The sequence below is a fragment of the Sutcliffiella horikoshii genome (assembly GCF_002157855.1).
Lineage (GTDB): Bacteria > Bacillota > Bacilli > Bacillales > Bacillaceae_I > Sutcliffiella_A > Sutcliffiella_A horikoshii_C.
On the sequence record NZ_CP020880.1, the window covers coordinates 3,302,383 to 3,324,119 of the forward strand.

Sequence of the window (21,737 nt, forward strand, 5' to 3'; positions counted from 1 at the left end):
CTATAAAGAAAAGGCTTGGATGTGAGTATCCAAGCCTTTTCTTATGGTTTGTTTTTTTCTAGAAGGGAAAGCAATTGGTCGATGCCAATGCGCTCATCCTCAATGTTCCACTCTTTGACCATTTGTTGAGTGAGCCCGTCTTGATGAAACTGTGGGATCATAATTTTCTCTTCCCTTACTTGGTCTACAGTAGGAAGAGCGTCTGTTTCTTCTTCCTGGGAAGGGAAAGAGATTGCAGGTTGTGCAGTCTCTTCTTTCTTTTCCTGAAAAGATGCGTAAAAACTGTACCATATAAAGGTCCCGCTGATGAGCAGGATGGCTACAAGGAAAGTTTGCGCGTACTTCACTTGTTAACTTTCCTTTTCCAGTACTTTTTCAATTTTCTTCAATACACCTGGTTCTACCTTTTCTAACGAAGTAGCTGCTTCTTCCAAAGCATTCTTATATTCATAATTTCTAAATAACTGCTCAGCCTCTACCAAGCTTTCATGAATGGAAGGATGTTTGCTTCGATATCTATTTCCATACTGGATGACACTTTCCGCCAAGTAGGCATGATCAAGGATTTCCAGTGCTTCTTCATGACATTTTTCAACACTTGTCACAGCTTCATAAAGCACCGTATTCACTTCCACGATATTTAACGGTTTTTCTTCCAATTTCCCCGTTACAGCCTTCAGCTGATCATTCGCCAAAGAAAGCTCTTGATACACGCTTTTCGGCAACCCAGGTATGTTACTTTTTTCGATAGAACGCTTTACTTCAAATAACATTTTTCTTAAAGAATTCAACTGCTCCCTTGCAGCCATTTCATCCTTACGCAATGCCATCAAACTTTCTGTATATTGTTGATGGATCTCCTGAAGAGAGTTGATTTGCTCACAGATGTCCTCTAGCTCCTCTTTCAATATGCTGAAGGCAATGGTCTGATCAAGAAGGTGGCCACTGAGTTTCTCATACCTGTCATTCAGTGCGAGCATAGATTCTTCTATTCTCTGTTGTGTTTGAATGTCTTCCTGTTGAAGCTGATAGCTCTCTTGCACCACATAGGTTTCTTGTTTTGTCTTCTCACTTGCAGAAGACAAGGCAATCAGGATAGCTTCAACAGATGGAAGTTCTTTTACGACATAGTGTTTTGCCAAGACTTCTTTTTCAATCAGGTCATACAGCTCATCCATTTCTGTTTTAATGAGCTCGATTCCTTCTTTTGCTTCTAAAGCTTTTGTTTCCATAAGCAACTTCGTAGACTGCTTCAGCTTATCTTGAAGGCTAGCAATGCTTTTTTCCAGATTTACATGATCAAGGATGTACCCTTCAGCAAGCATTTCCTTATAGCCCGTTTCCACTTCGGCAAGTTGACTAGGAATGACAGACTGACATTCAATCAAAAGTCCTGGAATATGTTCTAGTTTGATTTCAAAACCTTCTAATTCTTTCTCAATTTTCGTAATCAACTCTCTGGCAACTAAATAATCTCCATTGGAAATAGATTGATTAAATTCTGCGAAAAGCTGATGAATCTGTTCCAGTTCTTTCTCCAATAAAGGGGTTGTGCTTCCATACTGATGGCGTTGGTTCAGCAGCTGCTTTTTAAAATTAGAATATTTTCCTTCCAATTTTTCATTTTCCTCTGCACTTTTTGCTTGGCTGCCGATCAGTTCATCTAACTCATCGTAAATAGCTTTAATTTTCAATTCAATATCCTGAAGTTTGCTGTCAGCAATCGACAATACATCTTTTGCTTTTTTGAAACGATACTTATCTACAAAATCTTCTGCATCAAAGAGGTATTCTTCGATATTGATAAGTTCTGTTGATAAAATATTGTCCCATTGATAACGCCAGTTCTCAAAAAGTTGTTCTGTCTGACCAGTCATGTTCAAATCTTTCACTTTGGAAAGTTCTTCTGATACTGGTTTGTTCATGATCGACATTTTCCAGTTTTCCAATCGGTCCACTTCTGTATAGATTTTCTTTCTCCTAACAAAACTAATGCTGATAAAAATAACTACTAGTCCTAAAATCCCAATAATATATTCCATACCTAGTCCCCTTCTACCCGGATGGTGGTTCCTGTCTTCTATGTACATTTTTCATCTTAATCCATGATTCATCTATGTATAAAAAAGCTAAATGGGTCAATATATATTCCACGCCCATTTTATTTATATTTCAATGTTTTTATGATACCATGTAAACGACATTTTTTGACCAATATTTTTAATTTTTTTACATATTTCTTCTAGTATCGGAGGGTTTTTCTTGATTATCGACAAACATGTCCATACCCCCTATTGTCCGCATGGTAGCACAGATACGATTGAAAAGTATATTAAACAAGCTTTACAACTAAAATACAAAGAAATTTCCTTTACAGAACATGCCCCACTACCGAAGTCTTTTATCGATCCAGCCCCTGACCGGGACAGTGCAATGGATTGGGTAAGCATTCCTGCCTATATGGAAGAATTGAATAAAATAAAATCCTATTACTCATCTACCATCAAAATCAATATCGGACTGGAAGTTGACTATATTGAGGGGTATGAAAAAGAAACACGTGATATTTTAGGAGAGCTGGGACCGCTTTTGGATGACAGCATATTGTCTGTTCACTTTCTGAAAAAAGACGAGGCGTATTATTGCTTGGATTTCAGTGAAGAGGAGTTTGAAAGAATTGTTGGGGTTTTCGGTGGCCTTCCATCTGTTTATGAATCTTATTTTTCAACTCTCTTAACATCCATTAACAGCGACTTAGGCCCATATAAACCGAAAAGAATCGGCCATATCACCTTGGTGGAAAAGTTTAAAAAACGCTTTCCTCACACGAGATCCATCCAGGAGTATACCGTCCCTATCTTAGATGCCATCGCTTTAAAAGGGTACGAACTGGACTACAATGGTGCAGGATTTGTCAAACCTTTGTGTGAAGATTCCTATCCTCCGGTATCCGTTGCAAAAGAAGCACAAAAAAGAAAAATCCCCCTCGTGTACGGATCCGACGCACACACAGCAAAAGGACTCGGCCAAGGCTATGAATGGATTGATAAAGAATTGCTCTTTTAATGAAGCATAAAACAGAGAGGGGTTTCCTCCCTCTCTATTATTGTGCAATTCTTTCCAGCTGCTGCTGCTGCTCCTGCTCCACAAACACAGACTGCTCCAACCACTTAACAATCACCTTCTCATACTGATCCACAGCAGACGTCTCATACGGCATAATATGCCAAACCTCCGCCAAATACTGCGACTGCAAAAAAGGCGTACTGATCATGCTCTTCAATTGCATCACTGCCATCAGAACAGAAGGAACCTGAAACTCCTTCTTTTTATGCCCCTTTTCCAGAATAGCTTTAAAGTAATACTTTTCCTTTGTCAAATACGTAGACATGATTTCCCTGACAAGAATAGAGTCAAACGTAAGTTCCCGATAGACATACCTTGCCAATTGACGATTTTCTCGATGAAACTGCATGGACTTTTCCACACACTCCAAAAGGCATTCCTTTGCAGTGTAAGTGGACATTTTCTTGTAGACCTTTTCTAAAATGGACACGTACTGATCAAAGAAACTGGATAGAAGATGTTCTTGCAGACCTGCTTTATTATCAAAATAATAGGAGATGTGCCCCACGTTCACATTCGCTTTCTTGGCAAGTTCCCGTACAGAGGTTCCATCAAACCCTTTCGTGTTAAAAAGAATGATTGCTGCATCAATGATTCTCTGCTTTGTCTTTTCCATCTTCTTCACCCTTTCTGGTGATTTCGATTCTTAATTATTGATTTCGTGAAGATGAACGTATATCCTTTTATTAAATGTCGACAACTTCATTAGGGATTCTACTTTTGTTGTTGTTTTTCCACAATTAGTCATGAAAATGCGAGGGGATTATGATGTTTCAAGTCGAAAACTATAAAGGTACGAGAGAAGAAAATTACGAACTTGTGCTTAAACAATTGCAAGCACTTATTGCCGATGAGCCTAATTTCATTGCCAACCTTTCCAACGCGTCCGCATTGTTAAATGTTTTTTTAACAGAAGTAAATTGGGTGGGCTTTTATTTAACAGATGAAACGAAACAAGACATGTTGGTATTAGGGCCGTTTCAAGGTTTACCTGCATGTGTAAGAATTCCATTTGGGCGTGGTGTGTGCGGAACAGCTGCATCTTCAATGGAAACACAGCTTGTGGCAGATGTGCATGCTTTCCCGGGGCATATCGCTTGTGATGCTGCATCACAGTCTGAGATTGTTGTTCCGATGGTAGTTGATGGTAAGATTATCGGGGTTCTTGATATTGATAGCCCAATCAAGAATCGTTTTGATGAGCTGGATAAAGTATATCTAGAGAAATTTGTTTCTATTTTGCTTGCTGATGCATGATAAAAAGCGTCTAACCTTAACCACAGGGTTAGACGCTTTTTCTAGTTAGACCGTTCCTTTTCGCTGCAGGCACTCGCTTTCCGCGGGGCGACCTTGAGCCTCCTCACTTCGTTGCGGGGTCTCAACATTGTCGCTATTCCCCCGCTGGAGTCGAGTGCCTTCCGCTCCAATCCACTAATTCTTATAACCTATCTAGTGCTTGTTTGAGGTCCTGCCATATGTCTTCTTTGCTTTCTAGGCCGACTGAGAGGCGAAGTAGACTTTCTGTTATCCCCATCAGTTCTCGGTTTTCTTTTGGAATAACCGCATGGGTCATGGTAGCAGGATGTTGGATTAATGTCTCCGCATCTCCTAAACTTACGGCAATTTTAATCAGCTGCAATTCATTTAGTAGCCTTTGCGCTTCTTCTTTTCCACCTTTAATGGTAAAAGAAATAAGCCCCCCGCCCTTTTTCATCTGCTTTTGCATGATCGGATATGCTTCACTTTTCTTATCACCTGGATAAAAAACCTTCTCTACCATTGGATGTACCTCTAATTGTTCAAAAATATATTCGGCATTATCACAATGGCGGTCCAAACGGACATGCAAAGTTTTCAGGCCACGAATTAGGAGCCACGCATCAAATGGTGACATGACGCCACCAATATCTTTTAATGTGGTCATGGAAATTTCAGAGATCATCTCTTTAGAACCTACAATCAGGCCAGCTATTACGTCCCCATGACCGCCGATGTATTTAGTCGCACTGTGGATCACAATATCACAACCAAGATCTAGTGGCTTCTGCAAATATGGAGAGCAGAATGTATTATCCACGACTACCTTAATATTTTTTTCTTTTGCTATGGAAACAATAAGCTCCAAATCTATTAATGCCATCGTTGGATTGATTGGTGTTTCCACATAGATGCAAGTCGTCTCCGGTTGGATGGCTTCTCTGATTTCCGATTCTGTCTGCATGGTACAAAAACTGTGTGACACATTATATTTATCTTTCAATAATTGTAATAAGCCAAATGTACATCCATAAATTCCTTGTGAACAAAGAATATGGTCGTTACTTTTCGTTAATGCAATTAATACAGCAGACACTGCTGCCATGCCCGATCCGAATGCAAGACCCGCTTCTCCGTTTTCGAGAGCCGCTATCCGTTCCTCCAGCATTTTCACCGTCGGGTTTCCAAGTCTTGAATAAATATAGCCTTCTTCTTCTCCAGCAAACCTGTTTTCCCCTTGCTGTGCCGTTTGAAAGGAAAAGGTAGAAGTTTGAAAGATTGGTGGTGCCAAGCTTCCCTGATAAATGGAACTATCATACCCATGGTGAATAACTTCCGTCTCAAACTGCTGTTTTTTCTGCTTATCCATAAAAAAATTCTCCCTTCCAATTTCCCATCCATTACTAGCATATGGCAAACACCAGAAAAATGAAAGCGTTTTCTTTGGAGGTCAATAAAATTAGTTATATAATAGAAAACCGTGCAACGCCAGGTCCTTTTTTTAGTTACTTGGTTATGCTCCGCTGTTCCTTTCCGCAAATGGCTGCGCTTTCCGCGGGACGGTGCTTGAGCCTCCTCGGCTTCGCCTGTAGGGTCTCAAGCTACCGTTATTCCCCCGCAGGAGTCTTCGCCATTTGCTCCAATCCACAGCTAGAAATTCCGTTAAAGAAACGTTAAATCAAATTCAGTTAATTCGTTTAGATATCTTTCTTTAACCTTTAGGTGATTGAAATTACCTTGTTGATTGGAGTGGAAGGCGCGTAGACGCCCGTGGGAGGAAGGGACAGGTGAGACCCCGGAAGGCGAAGCCTGGGGAGACTCACGGACCGCCCGCAGGCAAGCGAAGCCCCTGGAACGGAATCAACAGGATTTTATACTTTCTTAACTTTTAATAAAAAACCCTTCATCTTTGACAGGTGAAGGGCATGGTTATGGCATTAGCAATTATCAGTTCTTCACTTTTTCACTTGATTCAGAAGCAGCTTCTATACATAATTGATCTTTCCCTTGATCCTTGGCTTTATAAAGGGCATAGTCTGCTCTGTGAAAGAGATCCCTCGGCGAATCCTGAGTATTCTTGTTCCAAAAGGAAAGGCCGCAAGAAACTGTTACACCCGGGTCAGTCTCTTCCCTGATCTTTTCTATGATTCTAACGACAATACTCTCCCCTAGATTTAAATCCACTTTCGGTAGATATATTGCGAGCTCTTCTCCACCCCATCTTGCTCCAATATCGGTCTCTCTAATATTTGATTTGATAATATTGGCAACTTGGATGAGGATTTTATCCCCTACTTGATGACCATATGTATCGTTCACAATTTTAAAGTCATCAATATCCAACAGGATGAATGTACCATAGGAATCATTTTTCATCGATTTCTTAATTTTATCATCCAAATATTTTCGAGAATAAAGTTTTGTGAGATAATCCGTAATCACATATTTCTCCAACTCTTCTCGTAACATGGAGTTATTAAAAGCCAAAGTCGAATGGTGAATAAGTGACTGCAACAGCTTAAATTGTTCAAAACTGAAAAAATACGGCAAGGGATGTGTCACGACACAAGCTCCTTTCCCACCATTCGGTATGAGCATGGGAATCACCATACAAGAACAAAACGGAAGGTCCGATAAACGTTTATGTACTCGGAGATCTCCGATGAAAAGCGGCTCCCCGTCAGAAAATAAAAACTCCTTCATTTGCGTTAGATACTCTTTTATATCGCTTTGCTGGAAGAATTCTGTTGAACCTGGCAAAATTTCCATCCCTTTTTCTTGATAAAAGACAAATGCTACTTCTTTTGCATGAAAAGACTGGAGGATTTTTTTAACCATAAAAGAGGTCACTTCGGTCAGCCTTAAGTTTGTATTTAATTGATGGGAAGTTTCATTGATCAGTTGTAAATCGGTTATTACCTGTTTGGATTGTTCATACAGTTGCGTATTCTCCAGCGCTGCACCTGTTGCGTCTGCAAGCAGTTTTATAAATTTGATTTCTGCTTCAGGAAGGGTCGCAGCGTCTAAGGAAATGATTTGCATGACACCATATACCCCTTGACCGCCTTTTATCGGAATATAGATATTCGCTCTTCTATCCTTAATAGAGTTTTCAAATTGCACCTCACCTGTCACATAAGCATTCATGGCACAAATATTGTTATCATCAAAATCCAATTTTTTAATGGGTAAATGTTTAAGATCATCATTATCTGAAGTTAATAAGAGTAGATAAGAAAAGTCCTCATACATTCTTTGTAACAGTTTGATCACTTCAGATAGAATTCCGTCCACAGACATTGCCGAATGAAATTTGGATGTAATGGCATACAGTTCTTCATATTGCTTTTCTTCGTATCTTTTAAATATGTATTGATTATAATGTTGAAAAATAATTGAGAGTTCTTTTGATATTTGATTGAAGCTATCTAATGGAAGAGGTACAGGAGAAAGAAAATGAAGGTCAATTTTGCCGATTGCATGTTCCTCATCAAAAAGAGGAATGACCACATTTTCCACATTACTACCTTCACTTGAAGAAATAGTATAGGAAACTGCCTGCTCACAAATAAGAGATTGATCTTGTGAAAGAAGATTCTCTTCCAACGTTACAATAGCCTGTTCTGCTTGGAGTTCTTCTTTCAATAACAGTTGCAACTGTGTGAGAAAGGTAGTTTGTGTTAGATTGGAAGACGAAAGGAAAAAATCAAATATTCTGCTTTTAATTTCGAGCATTTTGTTATTAGATTCCATTTTTTTCACCTTTTATATTACTTATTACCTATATTATAACTTTAAAAGGTAACAATTTCCTAGTATTATTTTACGGAACTAATAAAATCGTATTTTCATCAAACACAACAAACCAAAGATCATTCTGTTCAGAGAGTCGAACGACAGACAATGGTTCTTCATCAAGTTCCTTTTTTAGCACCGTACCATCTTCATTCTTAATTTGGAGTTCATACTGTTTAGAATCAACTTCGTTTATATCTACTGAAAATGTTGGCTGTTCCTTGCTGATATTTTTCTCTTCCCTTTTTACTTGCTCTAGCTCCCGATTATAATAAGTCCATTTGCTGTCTTCGGTCTTCAACCAAACTCCATCTGAGACTTCATCACGTTTTATATCGATCGGAGCATCTGCTAGATTTATGGCGTATTGGGTTTCAAAGCGATAGTTGCTTTCAACGTCCACTTCGTAAATAATCAGCATAGGTTGATTTTCATGTTCTTTTACCATGGCTAGCTTTGGTGCATGATGTTCTTCATTGATTTCCTGGAGAACGACAGTCATTTGTTTTACCTGGTTCTGTTCTGGTTGAACAACGGCTGGATCGCTGGTTGGAGTATATTGACTCACAAATAGATAGAGCGTTACTGCAGCAATCGCTGAAATAATGCTGAATCGGATCATTTTTTCCTTGCCTGTTTCTTTATACATCTTCATTCCACCTTGATATAATTCTGAAAAAATTATATCATAAACTTCTGCTACTTTATCCTATTTAATGGTCCGCAATTTTTTAAAGTCCCCAACCTTTTCTAAACTATCCTTGACTTCATATCCATTTTTCCGATATAATAGCGTTTGTGTAAAATATTGCAGCCTATGTGGTATGCTATGTTGATTCATTTTGTTCCCCGTAACTAGTTTTCGGAGGTGTATCGTGTAACTCTTTGCTGCAGAGCGAGGATACATGAAAACAAAATGGTCAAGTAGATGAGTCACATCTGTTATTATTTTACAACAAATAATAACACGAAGGAGGAGTCATTCATGGCTCGTTATACAGGTCCAAGTTGGAAACTCTCTCGCCGTCTAGGCGTTTCATTAAGCGGTACAGGTAAAGAATTAGAAAAGCGTCCTTACGCACCAGGACAACACGGTCCTAACCAACGTAGAAAGCTTTCTGAGTACGGCTTACAATTACAAGAAAAACAAAAATTACGTCACATGTACGGCGTAAATGAGCGTCAATTCCGTAGCATTTTCGATGCTGCTGGTAAAATGCAAGGTAAACACGGTGAAAACTTCATGATTCTTTTAGAATCTCGTTTAGACAACCTAGTTTACCGTTTAGGTCTTGCTCGCACTCGTCGTGGAGCTCGTCAATTAGTTAACCACGGTCACATCACGGTTGATGGATCTCGCGTAGACATCCCATCTTTCCGCGTGAAGCCTGGTCAAGTAATCGGTGTTCGCGAAAAGTCTCGCAACCTAAGCTCTGTTAAGGAATCTGTAGAAGTAAACAACTTCGTACCAGAATACCTAACTTTCACTGCTGACGCTTTAGAAGGTACGTTCACTCGTTTACCTGAGCGCTCTGAATTAGCTGCTGAAATCAATGAAGCACTAATCGTTGAGTTCTACTCTCGTTAATAGTGATGACCTTAAAAACAGGACGGAATTTTCCGTCCTGTTTTTTTATTGCCTAAAAGGATTTTTCCATTCCATCAATGTGGCATAGTTACGTGAGTCTTCGTCTTCTAAGTAATTTTTGACCACTTTCACAGGGGTTCGTCCACAGTGTAAAAGGAACGTGAGGACGGGATCTTTGATATCGCCGTTAACCACTTTTTCCAGATAGTCTTCTGCTGACATTTCATCCTCATACTTATGGAAGCGCGGCATCCTTCCGCCACCCAATAAACGTTCCATCCCATGTTGAATGACAATTTCATACATAGATTGCATGAGCCACTTTCCAAGTCCTAGTTTGCGGTATATTGGACTTACGCTTATATCCACCACATACAAGGTGTTGCCTTCAGGTTCATGGTTTCTGATATAGCCATTATCCGTAATGTGTTCCCAGCTATGGTCTGGCTCACCTGGAGTATAATTCACACGCAAACCCGTCATGGATCCAGCAATCCACCCGTCAATTTCTACACACAGAGCTCCTTCCGGAAACAAATCCACATGGTTCTTCAGCTGTTCCTCATTCCACCACAACTCTGACGGAAAAGGTGGCGGAAAACATTCCTGCTGCACGCGAATCAATTGCGCGAAGTCCTTTTCCTGATAGTTTCGGATAGTGGCTTTAACCGGCTTGTCTTGATTAAATACGTAAATTTCTTTTTTATACAATACTAATCCCCCCCTCACTATACAATTAAGTCTACCATCTATTAATCTTGCCTGTTAGCGATTACTGAAACCTTTTCTGAACTGCCCCCTGTCAAGTAGACACTTGAAATAATAAAACAAGACTAAGCTGTCTTAGCCCTGTATTCTAAAGGGCTAAGGCCGTTTATACGTTTTTGATAGCGGTCATGATTATTTCACTTCACGGACGTCTTCATACTGTCCATGAAGACATCTCTCACTCCATTTTCACGTCACTGAAGTCCTCATACCGTCTATGAAGACATCTCTCACTCCAATTTCACTTCACGCACGTCTTCATACCGTCCATGAAGACATCTCTCACTCCATACCGCCTTCTCTGAGGTCCTCATCAAGAAAGTTTGCGCTAATTTCCTACCACACCCAAAAAAAAGACTGCCCATACGGACAGCCCTCACAAAGAATTAGTATTTAATAAGGAAGTATTTCTTCTTCCCTCTTCTTACAACAGTATATTGCCCCTCAATACGGTCGTTTTCACTTAACACATATACAAGATCCTGAACCTTCTCTCCATTGATGGAGATAGCACCATTTGTAATATCCTCACGTGCCTGACGCTTAGAAGGTGCAATCTTACTCGCAACCAACAGTTCCACTAAAGCTAATTGATCTTCATTTTCCACTGTAAAAGAAGGCACATCTGCAAAGCCTTGTTTAATTTCATCAGCAGAAAGTTCAGAGATGGATCCACTGAACAATGCTTTAGAAATGCGGGTTGCTTGTTCTAGAGCAGCCTCACCGTGTACCAACTTCGTAACTTCTTCTGCAAGACGTTTATGTGCAGAACGTTTTTCTGGCGCTTCTTGCAATTCTTTTTCAAGCTCCAAGATCTCAACACGCGACAAGAACGTAAAGAACTTCAAGTATTTCACAACGTCACGGTCATCTGTATTGATCCAGAATTGGTAGAACTCGTATGGAGACGTCTTCTCACGGTCTAACCAGATTGCTCCGCCTTCTGTTTTACCGAATTTCGTGCCATCCGCTTTTGTCACAAGAGGAATCGTCAGACCAAATGCTTTTGCATTTTCTTCAGATTTACGGATTAGCTCCATTCCTGCCGTGATATTTCCCCATTGGTCGCTACCACCAATTTGAAGCTTACAACCTTGACCTCTGTATAAATGCAAGAAGTCCAAAGATTGAAGAATCATGTAACTGAATTCCGTGTAAGAGATTCCAGATTCAATGCGAGATTGAACGGAATCTTTTGCAAGCATGTAATTAAGACCAAAGTTCTTTCCAACATCACGTAGGAAAGAGATAACATTCATTTCCCCAATCCAGTCATGGTTGTTTGCAATCACTGCTGGATTTTCCGTCGCTGTGAAATCCAAGAACTGAGAAAGCTGTCCTTTAATTCTGTTGGACCACTCTACTACGATGTCAGATGTATTCAGAGTACGTTCCGCTTTTTTACCACTTGGATCCCCAATTAATCCGGTTGCTCCCCCCACCAATGCGATTGGATGGTGACCTGCCTGTTGGAACCTTCTCAAAGTAAGGATTGGCAACAAGTGACCGATATGCAAGCTGTCCCCTGTCGGATCAAAACCAGAGTACAACTTCACCTTTTCCTCCGATAATAGCTTCGTCAAACCCTCTTCATCCGTCACCTGATTCACTAACCCTCTAAACTGTAAATCCTCTAATAAACTCATGTTAGACACTCCTTTTTTCTTTAAAATAAACACAAAAAAACCCATCCCTCCTGTAAAAGAAGGGACGAGTTTATACGCGGTACCACCCTAATTGAAAAGCAGACAAATCCGCTTTCCCACTCAAAAATGTAACGGTTCTCACCGTCTCCTGCTACTAAGCCCATAACTTGGCCGTTCCCAAAAGATGCTCGAGGAGGTAATTCATCCAAACAGGTGTACTGATTCTCACCAACCATCAGCTCTCTTTAAGCATGCCTATTTGTACTACTTATTCCTGTCTTAGCACATTCTATAACTAATCAAAAATTTATATAAAGTCTTTTTACCATAAAAAAGCGTATCATGTCAACTGAAAGATTAAGAAAATTTTGGAAGAAAACAAAAAGTTTGTCGCTATAAAACCTCAATATGCTATAATTAGTATGATTTGCCGGGGGGTAGATAAAATATGTCAAACTACGACAAGTTCAAAGAAAAATCACAGACCTTTTTTCAATTTTTTATAAATAATAGGACGAAAAAAGGCGCCAACATTACATATTTAGTAGTGTGGAATCTCATTCTTGTTTTTCTCGTGATCGGCGTGATCGGCGTTTCATTCGCTGGCGGTGCAGGTGCAGGTTATTTCGCAGCACTCGTCAAAGAAGAACCTGTTCGTTCTTACGAAGATTTGAGAAAAAACATTTACAACTACGAAGAATCTACAGAAATGTATTTTGCAAACGACGTTTATTTAGGAAAATATCGAGCAGATCTACTTCGTGAAGAAGTGTCCCTAGATAACGTATCGGAGCATTTAATTAACGCACTTGTCTCTACAGAAGATGAGTACTTCTATGAACACGAAGGAGTTGTACCAAAAGCGATTGTCCGTGCCGTTGTTCAAGAAGTAACAAACTCCGCCAACCAAACTGGTGGTAGTACGTTGACACAACAGTTGATAAAGAATCAATTGCTAACTAATGAAGTCTCCTTTGACCGTAAAGCAAAAGAGATTCTGCTTGCGTTACGCTTGGAAAATTACTTCTCCAAAGAAGAGATTCTGGAAGCGTATCTGAATGTATCACCATTTGGGAGAGATTCATCCGGTAGAAATATTGCTGGTGCAAGAACAGCCGCTGAAGGTATTTTCGGTGTGGATATTAGTGAACTATCTATACCTCAAGCAGCTTTTATCGCAGGCTTACCCCAGAGTCCATTCGCCTACACTCCTTTTACGAGAGCAGCTGAAGTGAAAACTCCAGAAGGGCTTGAACCTGGCTTAGAAAGAATGCGATATGTACTTCACCGTATGCATGAAATGGGACATATTGATGATAAACAGTACGAAGAAGCACTTGCCTATGACATCACAAAAGATTTAGCAAAACCTGAAACATTTGCAGTAGAGCAATACCCTCATCTCACATTTGAAATTGAAGAACATGCACGTGATATCATTGCAGTGCAGCTAGCTCTCAATGATGGCTATGAAAAAGATGAGTTAGAGAACAATGTAGAATTATATAACGAATATAATGAGATGGCCAACATCGCGTTAAGACAAAATGGGTATAAGATTCATACAACAATTGACAAAAACATCTATGATAATATGGAAAAAGTTAAAGATGATTTTGAGTTATATGGACCTACTTATGATTACGAAGATAAAATTGACCCAGAAACTGGCGAGTTGAAAAAGAACAATGTAGAACAAGTGGGAGCAGTAATGATAGAGAATAAAACTGGTGCCATCAAGAGCTTTGTTGGAGGACGAGATTTCTCAATTTCACCTGTAAACTTCGCAATGGACACCTATCGTCATAATGGGTCTACGATGAAGCCCCTACTTGCAATAGCACCAGGTTATGAGTGGGGAACCATACAGCCAGGATCAATGCTGGCAGACCTACCATACAGTGTTTCACTCCCTGGACAAGAGAATTGGGCGCCTAGCAACTGGAATAATGTTGTGAACGGTCTTGTAACTGTTCGTGATGCAGTTAGACTTTCCCACAATCTTTCTACAGCTCGTGCATATATGGAGATAATAGACAGAAGACCAATAGAATTTTTATTCAAACAGGGCTTTTCCGAATTAACTGAAGCTGAGGGGGAATATCCTTCTTTAGTTCTTGGATCGCCTACACACGGAATTAGAGTAGTAGAAAATACAGCTGGATATGTGACCTTTGCCAATGAGGGAAAATATGTAGAGCCGTATTTAATTGAGAAGATTGAAACTAAAGATGGACAAGTTATTTTTGAACATAAAGTGGAACCTGTTGAAATCTACTCACCACAGACCGCGTACCTCATGATTGATACGATGAGAGATGTATTCAAAAGAGGTACTGCCATGGAAGCAAACAAGAACCTGAAGTTCACTTCTGACTGGTCAGGAAAAACAGGTACTACTCAAAATACGGAAGATGTCTGGATGATGGGTTCAAATCCTAATATTACTTTCGGTTTATGGTTTGGGTATGATGAAAGAAAGCCGCTTAAGAGTCTAGGCGACTGGGGACAGCATACAGCTACAAAAAGAAGTCAAAAGCTATGGGCACAGCTATTGAATAGTGCTTATGATGTTAACCCTGAATTAATTGGACCTAGTGGCCAGTTCGAGATGCCAGGTGGAATAGTTCGCCGGAGTTATTGTAAGCTATCTGGTATGCTTCCATCAGATTTGTGCCAGAAAGCAGGTCTTGTTGGAGAAGATCTTTTCAATGCAAAATATGCTCCAACAAAAACAGATGATAGCTTAACTACAGGAAAATATGTCAGAATTGGTGATATTGCCTATGCACCATTAAGTTCAACACCTTCCGAATTCGTAAAAGAAGGACCGATGATTAAACCTGACTTTCTTAAAAAACTCCAAGTCGGCAGCCTAGAAGAACTTTCTAAATATATGACGGATAAGAATATTTTCGATGGATTAACAGTTCTTTCAAATGACCCTCTACCTGCTAACGGTTCGGCACCGAATCAAGTTGGGGGTGTGAACGTATCCGGTTCGACTTTAACGTGGGCCTCAAGCTCAGAAAAAGATGTGATTGGATATTACGTCTACTATAAAGCAAACAGCTCAAGTTCCGCTCGAAAAATTGCATCCGTGCAAGCTGGTGACAACATGAGCACGAAGCTCTCTCAAAAATCCGGTTTCTTCTATGTTACAGCTGTTAATGCTAGTGGAAAAGAATCATCTCCATCAAGCTCAGCAAAACTTGGAGATCCAGATAAAAAAGAGGCACCAAAACCTAAGCCAAAGCCAGATCCTAAGCCACCTTCCAATGGTGGAGGTAATGGAAACGGCGGTGGAAACGATGGTGGAGGAAATGACGACGATGATGACGGCGACGATAACTCTACAGATCCTCCACCAGATGATAGTGGAGACGACGGGGAAGATTGATTTTCTCTCATAAACCACTTAAAAGGCACTTGACCCGCGAAGGTCAAGTGCCTTTTACATTTTACATCAATGCTTCTGCCTGCTTCTTTTTACTACTCCAAATGTTTGCCGCAATAAGCACAGTAAGTGAAGTTGTGATAAGCGTCCCATGCAATATCCAAACCATCTGTGGCATAGTAAGAGCTTTTAACAGGATTGGGGCAACGATAAACCCAAGTGCAAAACCTAATGATTTCAGCAACATCCCCACCGCAAAAACTCTTCCTCTTATGTAATTGTCCGACTTCTGAAGTATGCTTGCATGTAAAGTGGTAAAACAAGCATCAAAAATTCCTGTTAAAAAAGCAAAAAATAAAATGATGCTAACAAATGTATTTGATAAAAAGATGATAAAGCCAAGTGACATGAACATGGCGGATATGAAAAATACAGAATAGATTTTCTCACTTCTAATGATTTTAAGTTTTGGTATGGTGTAGGTCGCAAGGACGGAACCAATTCCCCAAACACCCCAAATCATTCCGTAATAGAAACTTTGACGCTCCCCGTCAATCTGCTCAGCCAATAAAGGAATCCCCAAATTATGCGAACTACCTGCAAATGAACCAACCAGAAATACTACATTGATCATGAGAAGCATTGGGGCTAATTTCAGGTAACGGTAAACTTCTCTTGTATCCGTGAAAACGGACAGAATATTATTTCTAAACCCGCTGCCTAGCTCTTTGTTTTTTTTAGCTGTTGTAGCATCCCACTTCATTCTCCAAAGCACAAAACCAGACAACAAATAGGTTCCAGCATCAATCATCAAGGTATATTTATATCCTAAAATTTCTGTAATAACCCCTGCACCAATAAATCCGGTCACAAGGCTGACGGATGTCAATCTCGCAATAAGTGAGTTCGTTTCAATTATTTTGTCCTGACCGAATATTTGCGGAACCTCCGCACTGAAACTTACCATAAAGAAACTGTTAATAAATCCGATTAATGCGGATACCACGAGGATCATGATCGGATCTGGAAAAGGTATCAATAAAAGAATTAGCCCCGCTCTTAAGATATCTGTCACAAGCATGATGGTTTTTCTGTTCCATTTATCTGCCGCAACACCACTCACTAAACTTGCCAGAACACCCCCGATTGTTCTAGCTGCCATCGTTGCAGCCAACCAGACAGGGCTCCCCGTTGCTGCATATACCACTACATTCAATACAATCAAGTCCATAAAAGAACCAAAGTCAGATAAAGCTTTTGTGTATAAAAATAATTTGTGTTTTCCCATCGCTATGTCCCCTACTCTCTATGTATGTATATATATTACTCTTGTAGGGTATTATTTCGCAATACGAAATTTCGGAAAATTGTATATATTAATGTTCAATCTTTTATAGAGGAGCTTCCACCACTTTTAATTCGACTTTCTAGCTGAAATAGATAACCTTCTACCACTTTTGTGCGACCTTCTACCTTTATATAGATGACCTTCTACCACTTTCACGCAACCTTCTACCTTTTAAACATAACCTTCTACCACTTTCACCCGACCTTCTACCTTTCAATAAAATTCGAAATAACAAAACACCGCACCTCTCCAAAACATCCCCCCAAATAAAAAAACAACAACCCACCGCAAATACGGCAGATTGTTGTTTTTAAGTCAAAACTCATTAGTCTTCCATCGTAGACAAATCACCAGTAGGCAGATCCAGCTCCCACGCTTTTAACACGCGACGCATAATTTTCCCGCTACGAGTTTTTGGAAGTTTATCACGGAATTCGATTTCACGAGGTGCAGCATGTGCTGCAAGCCCGCGTTTAACAAACTGACGAATCTCTTCTTTCAGTTCGTCACTTGCTGTATGACCATCACGAAGCGCAACGAAGGCTTTAATGATTTCGCCACGCACCGGGTCCGGCTTTCCAATTACTCCGGCTTCGGCAACAGCAGGGTGTTCCACAAGCTTGCTTTCCACTTCGAACGGTCCGACACGCTCACCTGATGTCATAATTACATCATCGATGCGGCCTTGGAACCAGAAGTAACCTTCTTCATCCATATAAGCAGAATCCCCTGAAACATACCAGTCACCTGGCATGAAGTAGGACTCATACTTTTCTTTGTTATTCCAGATTGTGTGCATCATGGACGGCCAGCCTTTTTTGATGGCAAGGTTACCCATGCGATATGGAGGGAGCTCGTTTCCTTGATCGTCCACAATTGCCGCCTCTACTCCCGGAATGGGTTTGCCCATGGAGCCAGGCTTGATTTCCAATGCTGGATAGTTACAAATCAATTGTGCTCCTGTCTCGGTCATCCACCATGTATCGTGGACGCGTAGATTGAAGACTTTCACACCCCAACGGATTACTTCTGGATTCAATGGTTCGCCGACACTCAGAATATGGCGAAGGGAAGATAAATCATACTTTTTCACTACTTCATCCCCTGCTCCCATCAACATACGAAATGCTGTTGGTGCGCTGTACCATACAGATACGCCATAATCTTCAATTGTCTCGTACCAGGCTTCTGGTCTGAAACGGCCGCCAACGATTACATTGGAAGCTCCTACAAGCCAAGGACCGAAGATACCGTATGCTGTACCTGTTACCCAACCTGGGTCAGCCGTGCACCAGTACACATCTTCTTCCTTAAGATCCAAAACCCATTTAGCTGTTTGATAGTGCTGAATCATGGCATTATGGACATGCAGCACTCCTTTTGGCTTGCCAGTGGATCCGCTTGTATAATGAAGCACCAAGCCATCTGTCTTTTCCACCCATTCGACTTGAAGTTTTTTACTCGCTTCCTTCATACGGGAGTTGAAATCGATGTAAGGCCCTTCTTCTTTCACATTTTCCCCTACAAGTACAACATGCTTTAATGCCGGCAGGTCATCAAGTGGGATACGATTAAGCAGTGCTGGTGTTGTAATGATTACTTTTGCTTCACTATCTTCTAGGCGGTCTTTTACAGCGCCTTCCATAAATGCCTCGAACAATGGTCCGACAATTGCTCCAAGCTTGATAGCTCCAAGTGCTGCAAAGTATAACTCAGGTGAACGTGGCATGAAAATAAAGACACGGTCTCCCTTTTCCACATCGCAAGTCTGTTTCAAGATGTTACCTGCTTTGTTGGACATATCTTTCATTTCCTTGAATGTATACTTTTCATCACGTTCTGAATCACGGTAATATAGTGCTACTTTATTTTTTCGTGCTGAGTCTGCGTGACGGTCGATGGCTTCATGAGCAACATTCACTCTCCCCGTTTCGGAAAAACTGAAGTTCTTCTCTACCTCTGACCAGTCAAAATTTCGGTAGGTTTGTTCATAGTCTTCTAGATTGTAGTTCCCCTTCGTCACTGGTAACGCTTCCACTTTCATCCACAAACACCCCTTATGTATATTTCTACACTTCTATTATAGTACAGATAGAATTTTTTCTCAATTTTTTAAAAATTAATAGTATTGCATGAATAATTTTGTTTTTTCTAGTAGACTAGAGGTAGAGGGAGATGAAAGCGTTTTAATTCGCTTGTGTTTTTCTAGTAAAATGAGAAAATATAATTAGAAGATTACTATTATTCTTGTAGGTAAAAGTAGGTGGAGAGTTAGATGGAGCACAGAAAAACGTATAATGCAAAGGAAATTAGAACGAAAAATAGCCGCTTGATCATTGAAGGACCAGTAACACCAGAGAAACTGGCAAGCTATGAATTTCATAAAGACCTTGTTGCATTTAGACCTCCGGAACAACAGCGTAAGGCCTTGATTGAAATTGCGGGCCTTCCAGAGGGAAGAATCATCATCGCAAGAACACACGATACAATCGTTGGGTATGTTACCTATCTCTATCCTGATCCAATGGAAAGATGGTCAGAAGGGAAAATGGAAAACCTTATTGAACTTGGCGCCATTGAAGTAGTACCGGAAGTTCGCGGTTGTTCCGTTGGTAAATCCCTGCTTCAAGTTTCCATGATGGACGATATGATGGAAAATTATATTGTCATAACCACAGAATATTATTGGCACTGGGACTTAAAGGGCACTGGACTTAATGTTTGGGAGTATAGAAAGATAATGGAGAAAATGATGAATGCCGGCGGTTTGGAATACTATGCAACCGATGATCCAGAAATCAGTTCCCATCCTGCCAACTGTCTGATGGCCAGAATAGGCAAAAACATCGACCAGGAATCTATCCAGAGATTTGATCAACTGCGCTTTCACAACCGCTTTATGTACTAGCATATAATGTTTTAAACGGAACTTCTTTTACAAGGAGGAAAGACCATGATTGTAGAAAGAATTATGAAGAAAAATGTCCATACATTACTTCCAACAGATACTGTGGAGCATGCGCTTCATCTTATGGAAGAAAAGAACATCCGACACATTCCTATTGTAAACAATATGATGCAGTTGGTCGGAATTATTTCTGATAGAGATGTACGTAACGGTTTGCAGGCAGCATTATATGAAAACAGTGCGCAAGAAGACTTGCAGCAGCCTCTTTCTAAAGTAATGAAAACAAATTTATTAACAGGACACCCCCTCGATTTTGTAGAGGAGGTCGCTGCGACTTTTTACGAATATAAGATTGGTTGCCTTCCGATTATACAGGACTCCAAACTCGTTGGGATTGTTACAGAGACAGACCTTCTCTATACATTCGTACAGTTAACAGGAGCAAACCAACCCGCCTCACAATTTGAAGTGAAAGTCGAAAACATTTCCGGCAAGCTTGCGGAAGTGACATCCATATTAAAAAAGCGAAAGTTAAATATACTCAGTGTGCTTGTCTACCCTCATCAAGACGAGCAGTTTAAAATACTTGTCTTCCGGGTTCAAACGATGAATCCTACAGGTGTCATTCATGACCTCCAGGAGGAAGGCTATGAAGTATTATGGCCGAATTTGCCGGGTGTCACATCATGAAAAAAGCAATCTTTGTGTATTCGGATGATTTTCAGACCTATAAGCTCAGTGAAAATCATCCATTCAATCAACTAAGAGTCAAGCTCACTTATGATCTGCTTCATAAGAGCAATCTTCTTTCTGCTCAAGATATTGTTCCACCGAGAATGGCAACTGATGAGGAATTAGCGCTTATTCATGATCCGCGCTATATAGAGGCTGTTAAATTGGCTGGAAAAGGTTTATTGCCAAAAGAGAAAGCAAACAATTACGGACTTGGTACAGAAGATACGCCTATTTTTCCAAGTATGCACGAGGCAAGTGCCCTGCTCGTCGGTGGAACTTTAACAGCTGTTGACCAAGTAATGACAGGTAAATCTGAGCACGCTTTGAATTTAGGCGGAGGTCTGCATCATGGTTTCCGAGGGAAAGCATCCGGATTTTGTATTTATAATGACACTGCTGTGGCAATTAAGTATCTTCAAGAAAAGTATGGTGCCCGGGTTCTATACGTCGATACGGATGCCCATCATGGCGACGGTGTTCAGTGGGCTTTTTACGAGGATCCCAACGTCTGTACCTTATCTATACATGAAACGGGCAGGTATCTATTCCCTGGGACCGGCAATGTGAATGAACGGGGGCAGGGAGATGGATATGGTTATTCTTTCAATATTCCCATCGACGCCTTTACTGAGGATGACTCTTTCTTGGAGGTTTATGAACAGGCCCTTACAGAGGTGGCCAACTTCTTTAAACCAGATGTCATTTTAACGCAAAATGGTGCAGACGCCCATTACTATGACCCTCTCACCCATCTGTCCACTTCCATTAAAGTGTATAGGGAGATTCCGAAGCTTGCTCATAAAATTGCCCATCAATATTGTAAAGGTCGCTGGATTGGTGTTGGAGGGGGAGGCTATGATATTTGGAGAGTCGTTCCACGGGCATGGTCTCATGTTTGGTTAGAAATGATAGAAAAGAACAATGTGCACGGTTCATTGTCAGAAGATTGGATAAACGAATGGAAAGACAAGGCACCTGTGGAATTGCCTGCTGCATGGGAAGACCAACAGGACCTATATAAGCCTATTCCACGAAAACAGGAAATTACGGAGAAAAATAAACAGCTTCTCTCAAAAGCTTTATACCCTATTAGCCATCTGAGGACCGATAATAATTCACAGATTGGCTAAAGAAAAACCAGCACTACGCCGTTTAGCGTGAAGAGCTGG

Annotated in this window: 17 protein-coding genes and 1 other annotated feature; of the genes, 7 read left to right on the plus strand and 10 right to left on the minus strand. The window is 40.5% G+C overall.

The features are described from left to right. Window positions 1–41: 41 nt before the first annotated feature. Both B4U37_RS16935 and ezrA read right to left on the minus strand, forming a co-directional pair. Window positions 42–347, minus strand: a complete 306-nt coding sequence (locus B4U37_RS16935; RefSeq protein ID WP_088019191.1) for a hypothetical protein — start codon at window positions 345–347, stop codon at window positions 42–44. Window positions 348–350: 3 nt separating this feature from the next. Then, a complete protein-coding gene (ezrA, locus tag B4U37_RS16940; protein WP_157663817.1) occupies window positions 351–2,042 on the minus strand; it encodes a septation ring formation regulator EzrA in 1,692 nt (563 codons plus the stop codon). A 220-nt stretch (window positions 2,043–2,262) separates the two neighbouring features. Between ezrA and hisJ the strand changes: the two genes are divergently transcribed. Continuing rightward, window positions 2,263–3,066 carry a histidinol-phosphatase HisJ gene (gene hisJ, locus B4U37_RS16945; RefSeq protein WP_088019195.1) on the plus strand — a complete coding sequence of 268 codons (804 nt, stop codon included), beginning with the start codon at window positions 2,263–2,265 and terminating at the stop codon, window positions 3,064–3,066. Between the two features lie 37 nt (window positions 3,067–3,103). Here hisJ and refZ read toward each other — a convergent pair whose 3' ends face one another. Beyond that, window positions 3,104–3,742 (minus strand): forespore capture DNA-binding protein RefZ, encoded by a 639-nt coding sequence (gene refZ / locus B4U37_RS16950; RefSeq protein WP_088019197.1) that lies wholly within the window; start codon window positions 3,740–3,742, stop codon window positions 3,104–3,106. Window positions 3,743–3,894: 152 nt separating this feature from the next. Between refZ and B4U37_RS16955 the strand changes: the two genes are divergently transcribed. Further along, on the plus strand, window positions 3,895–4,383 hold the full coding sequence (locus tag B4U37_RS16955; RefSeq protein WP_088019199.1) for a GAF domain-containing protein: 489 nt from the start codon (window positions 3,895–3,897) through the stop codon (window positions 4,381–4,383). Between the two features lie 181 nt (window positions 4,384–4,564). Here the strand turns inward: B4U37_RS16955 and megL are convergent, their stop codons facing one another. The 3 genes from megL to B4U37_RS16970 form a co-directional block, all read right to left on the minus strand. Beyond that, the gene (megL, locus tag B4U37_RS16960) at window positions 4,565–5,752 is read right to left on the minus strand and encodes a methionine gamma-lyase (RefSeq protein WP_088019200.1); all 1,188 of its coding nucleotides are present in this window, start codon (window positions 5,750–5,752) and stop codon (window positions 4,565–4,567) included. A gap of 578 nt (window positions 5,753–6,330) precedes the next feature. After that, on the minus strand, window positions 6,331–8,118 hold the full coding sequence (locus tag B4U37_RS16965; RefSeq protein ID WP_198317041.1) for a sensor domain-containing diguanylate cyclase: 1,788 nt from the start codon (window positions 8,116–8,118) through the stop codon (window positions 6,331–6,333). Window positions 8,119–8,206: 88 nt separating this feature from the next. Beyond that, window positions 8,207–8,827 (minus strand): hypothetical protein, encoded by a 621-nt coding sequence (locus B4U37_RS16970; protein ID WP_088019204.1) that lies wholly within the window; start codon window positions 8,825–8,827, stop codon window positions 8,207–8,209. Window positions 8,828–9,163: 336 nt separating this feature from the next. On the opposite strand from B4U37_RS16970, the gene rpsD reads away from it, so the two are divergent. Continuing rightward, window positions 9,164–9,766 carry a 30S ribosomal protein S4 gene (rpsD, locus tag B4U37_RS16975; protein WP_010195462.1) on the plus strand — a complete coding sequence of 201 codons (603 nt, stop codon included), beginning with the start codon at window positions 9,164–9,166 and terminating at the stop codon, window positions 9,764–9,766. A 45-nt stretch (window positions 9,767–9,811) separates the two neighbouring features. Here the strand turns inward: rpsD and B4U37_RS16980 are convergent, their stop codons facing one another. Next, window positions 9,812–10,477: a GNAT family N-acetyltransferase gene (locus B4U37_RS16980; protein ID WP_088019206.1), complete on the minus strand. Its 666-nt coding sequence runs from the start codon at window positions 10,475–10,477 to the stop codon at window positions 9,812–9,814. 443 nt (window positions 10,478–10,920) lie between these two features. Next, window positions 10,921–12,180: a tyrosine--tRNA ligase gene (gene tyrS, locus B4U37_RS16985; protein ID WP_088020339.1), complete on the minus strand. Its 1,260-nt coding sequence runs from the start codon at window positions 12,178–12,180 to the stop codon at window positions 10,921–10,923. Window positions 12,181–12,237: 57 nt separating this feature from the next. Continuing rightward, window positions 12,238–12,470 (minus strand) — a binding site (T-box leader). Between the two features lie 158 nt (window positions 12,471–12,628). Here tyrS and B4U37_RS16995 point away from each other — a divergent pair. Next, window positions 12,629–15,580, plus strand: coding sequence for a transglycosylase domain-containing protein (locus B4U37_RS16995; protein ID WP_088019209.1), 2,952 nt, complete (start codon window positions 12,629–12,631; stop codon window positions 15,578–15,580). Window positions 15,581–15,641: 61 nt separating this feature from the next. On the opposite strand, the gene B4U37_RS17000 is transcribed toward B4U37_RS16995, so the two are convergent. Together B4U37_RS17000 and acsA are read right to left on the minus strand one after the other, a co-directional pair. Continuing rightward, complete coding sequence (locus B4U37_RS17000) at window positions 15,642–16,865, minus strand: MFS transporter (RefSeq protein ID WP_088019210.1); 1,224 nt, start codon at window positions 16,863–16,865, stop codon at window positions 15,642–15,644. Window positions 16,866–17,250: 385 nt separating this feature from the next. Then, complete coding sequence (acsA, locus tag B4U37_RS17005; protein ID WP_088019211.1) at window positions 17,251–18,969, minus strand: acetate--CoA ligase; 1,719 nt, start codon at window positions 18,967–18,969, stop codon at window positions 17,251–17,253. 231 nt (window positions 18,970–19,200) lie between these two features. On the opposite strand from acsA, the gene B4U37_RS17010 reads away from it, so the two are divergent. The 3 genes from B4U37_RS17010 to B4U37_RS17020 are packed head-to-tail and all read left to right on the plus strand — an operon-like array spanning window position 19,201 to window position 21,698. Next, a complete protein-coding gene (locus B4U37_RS17010; protein ID WP_088019212.1) occupies window positions 19,201–19,833 on the plus strand; it encodes a GNAT family N-acetyltransferase in 633 nt (210 codons plus the stop codon). A 45-nt stretch (window positions 19,834–19,878) separates the two neighbouring features. Next, window positions 19,879–20,523: an acetoin utilization AcuB family protein gene (locus B4U37_RS17015; RefSeq protein WP_010195446.1), complete on the plus strand. Its 645-nt coding sequence runs from the start codon at window positions 19,879–19,881 to the stop codon at window positions 20,521–20,523. Beyond that, window positions 20,493–21,698, plus strand: a complete 1,206-nt coding sequence (locus B4U37_RS17020) for an acetoin utilization protein AcuC (protein ID WP_198317042.1) — start codon at window positions 20,493–20,495, stop codon at window positions 21,696–21,698. Before B4U37_RS17015 ends, B4U37_RS17020 begins: the two co-directional genes overlap by 31 nt. Window positions 21,699–21,737 lie beyond the last annotated feature (39 nt).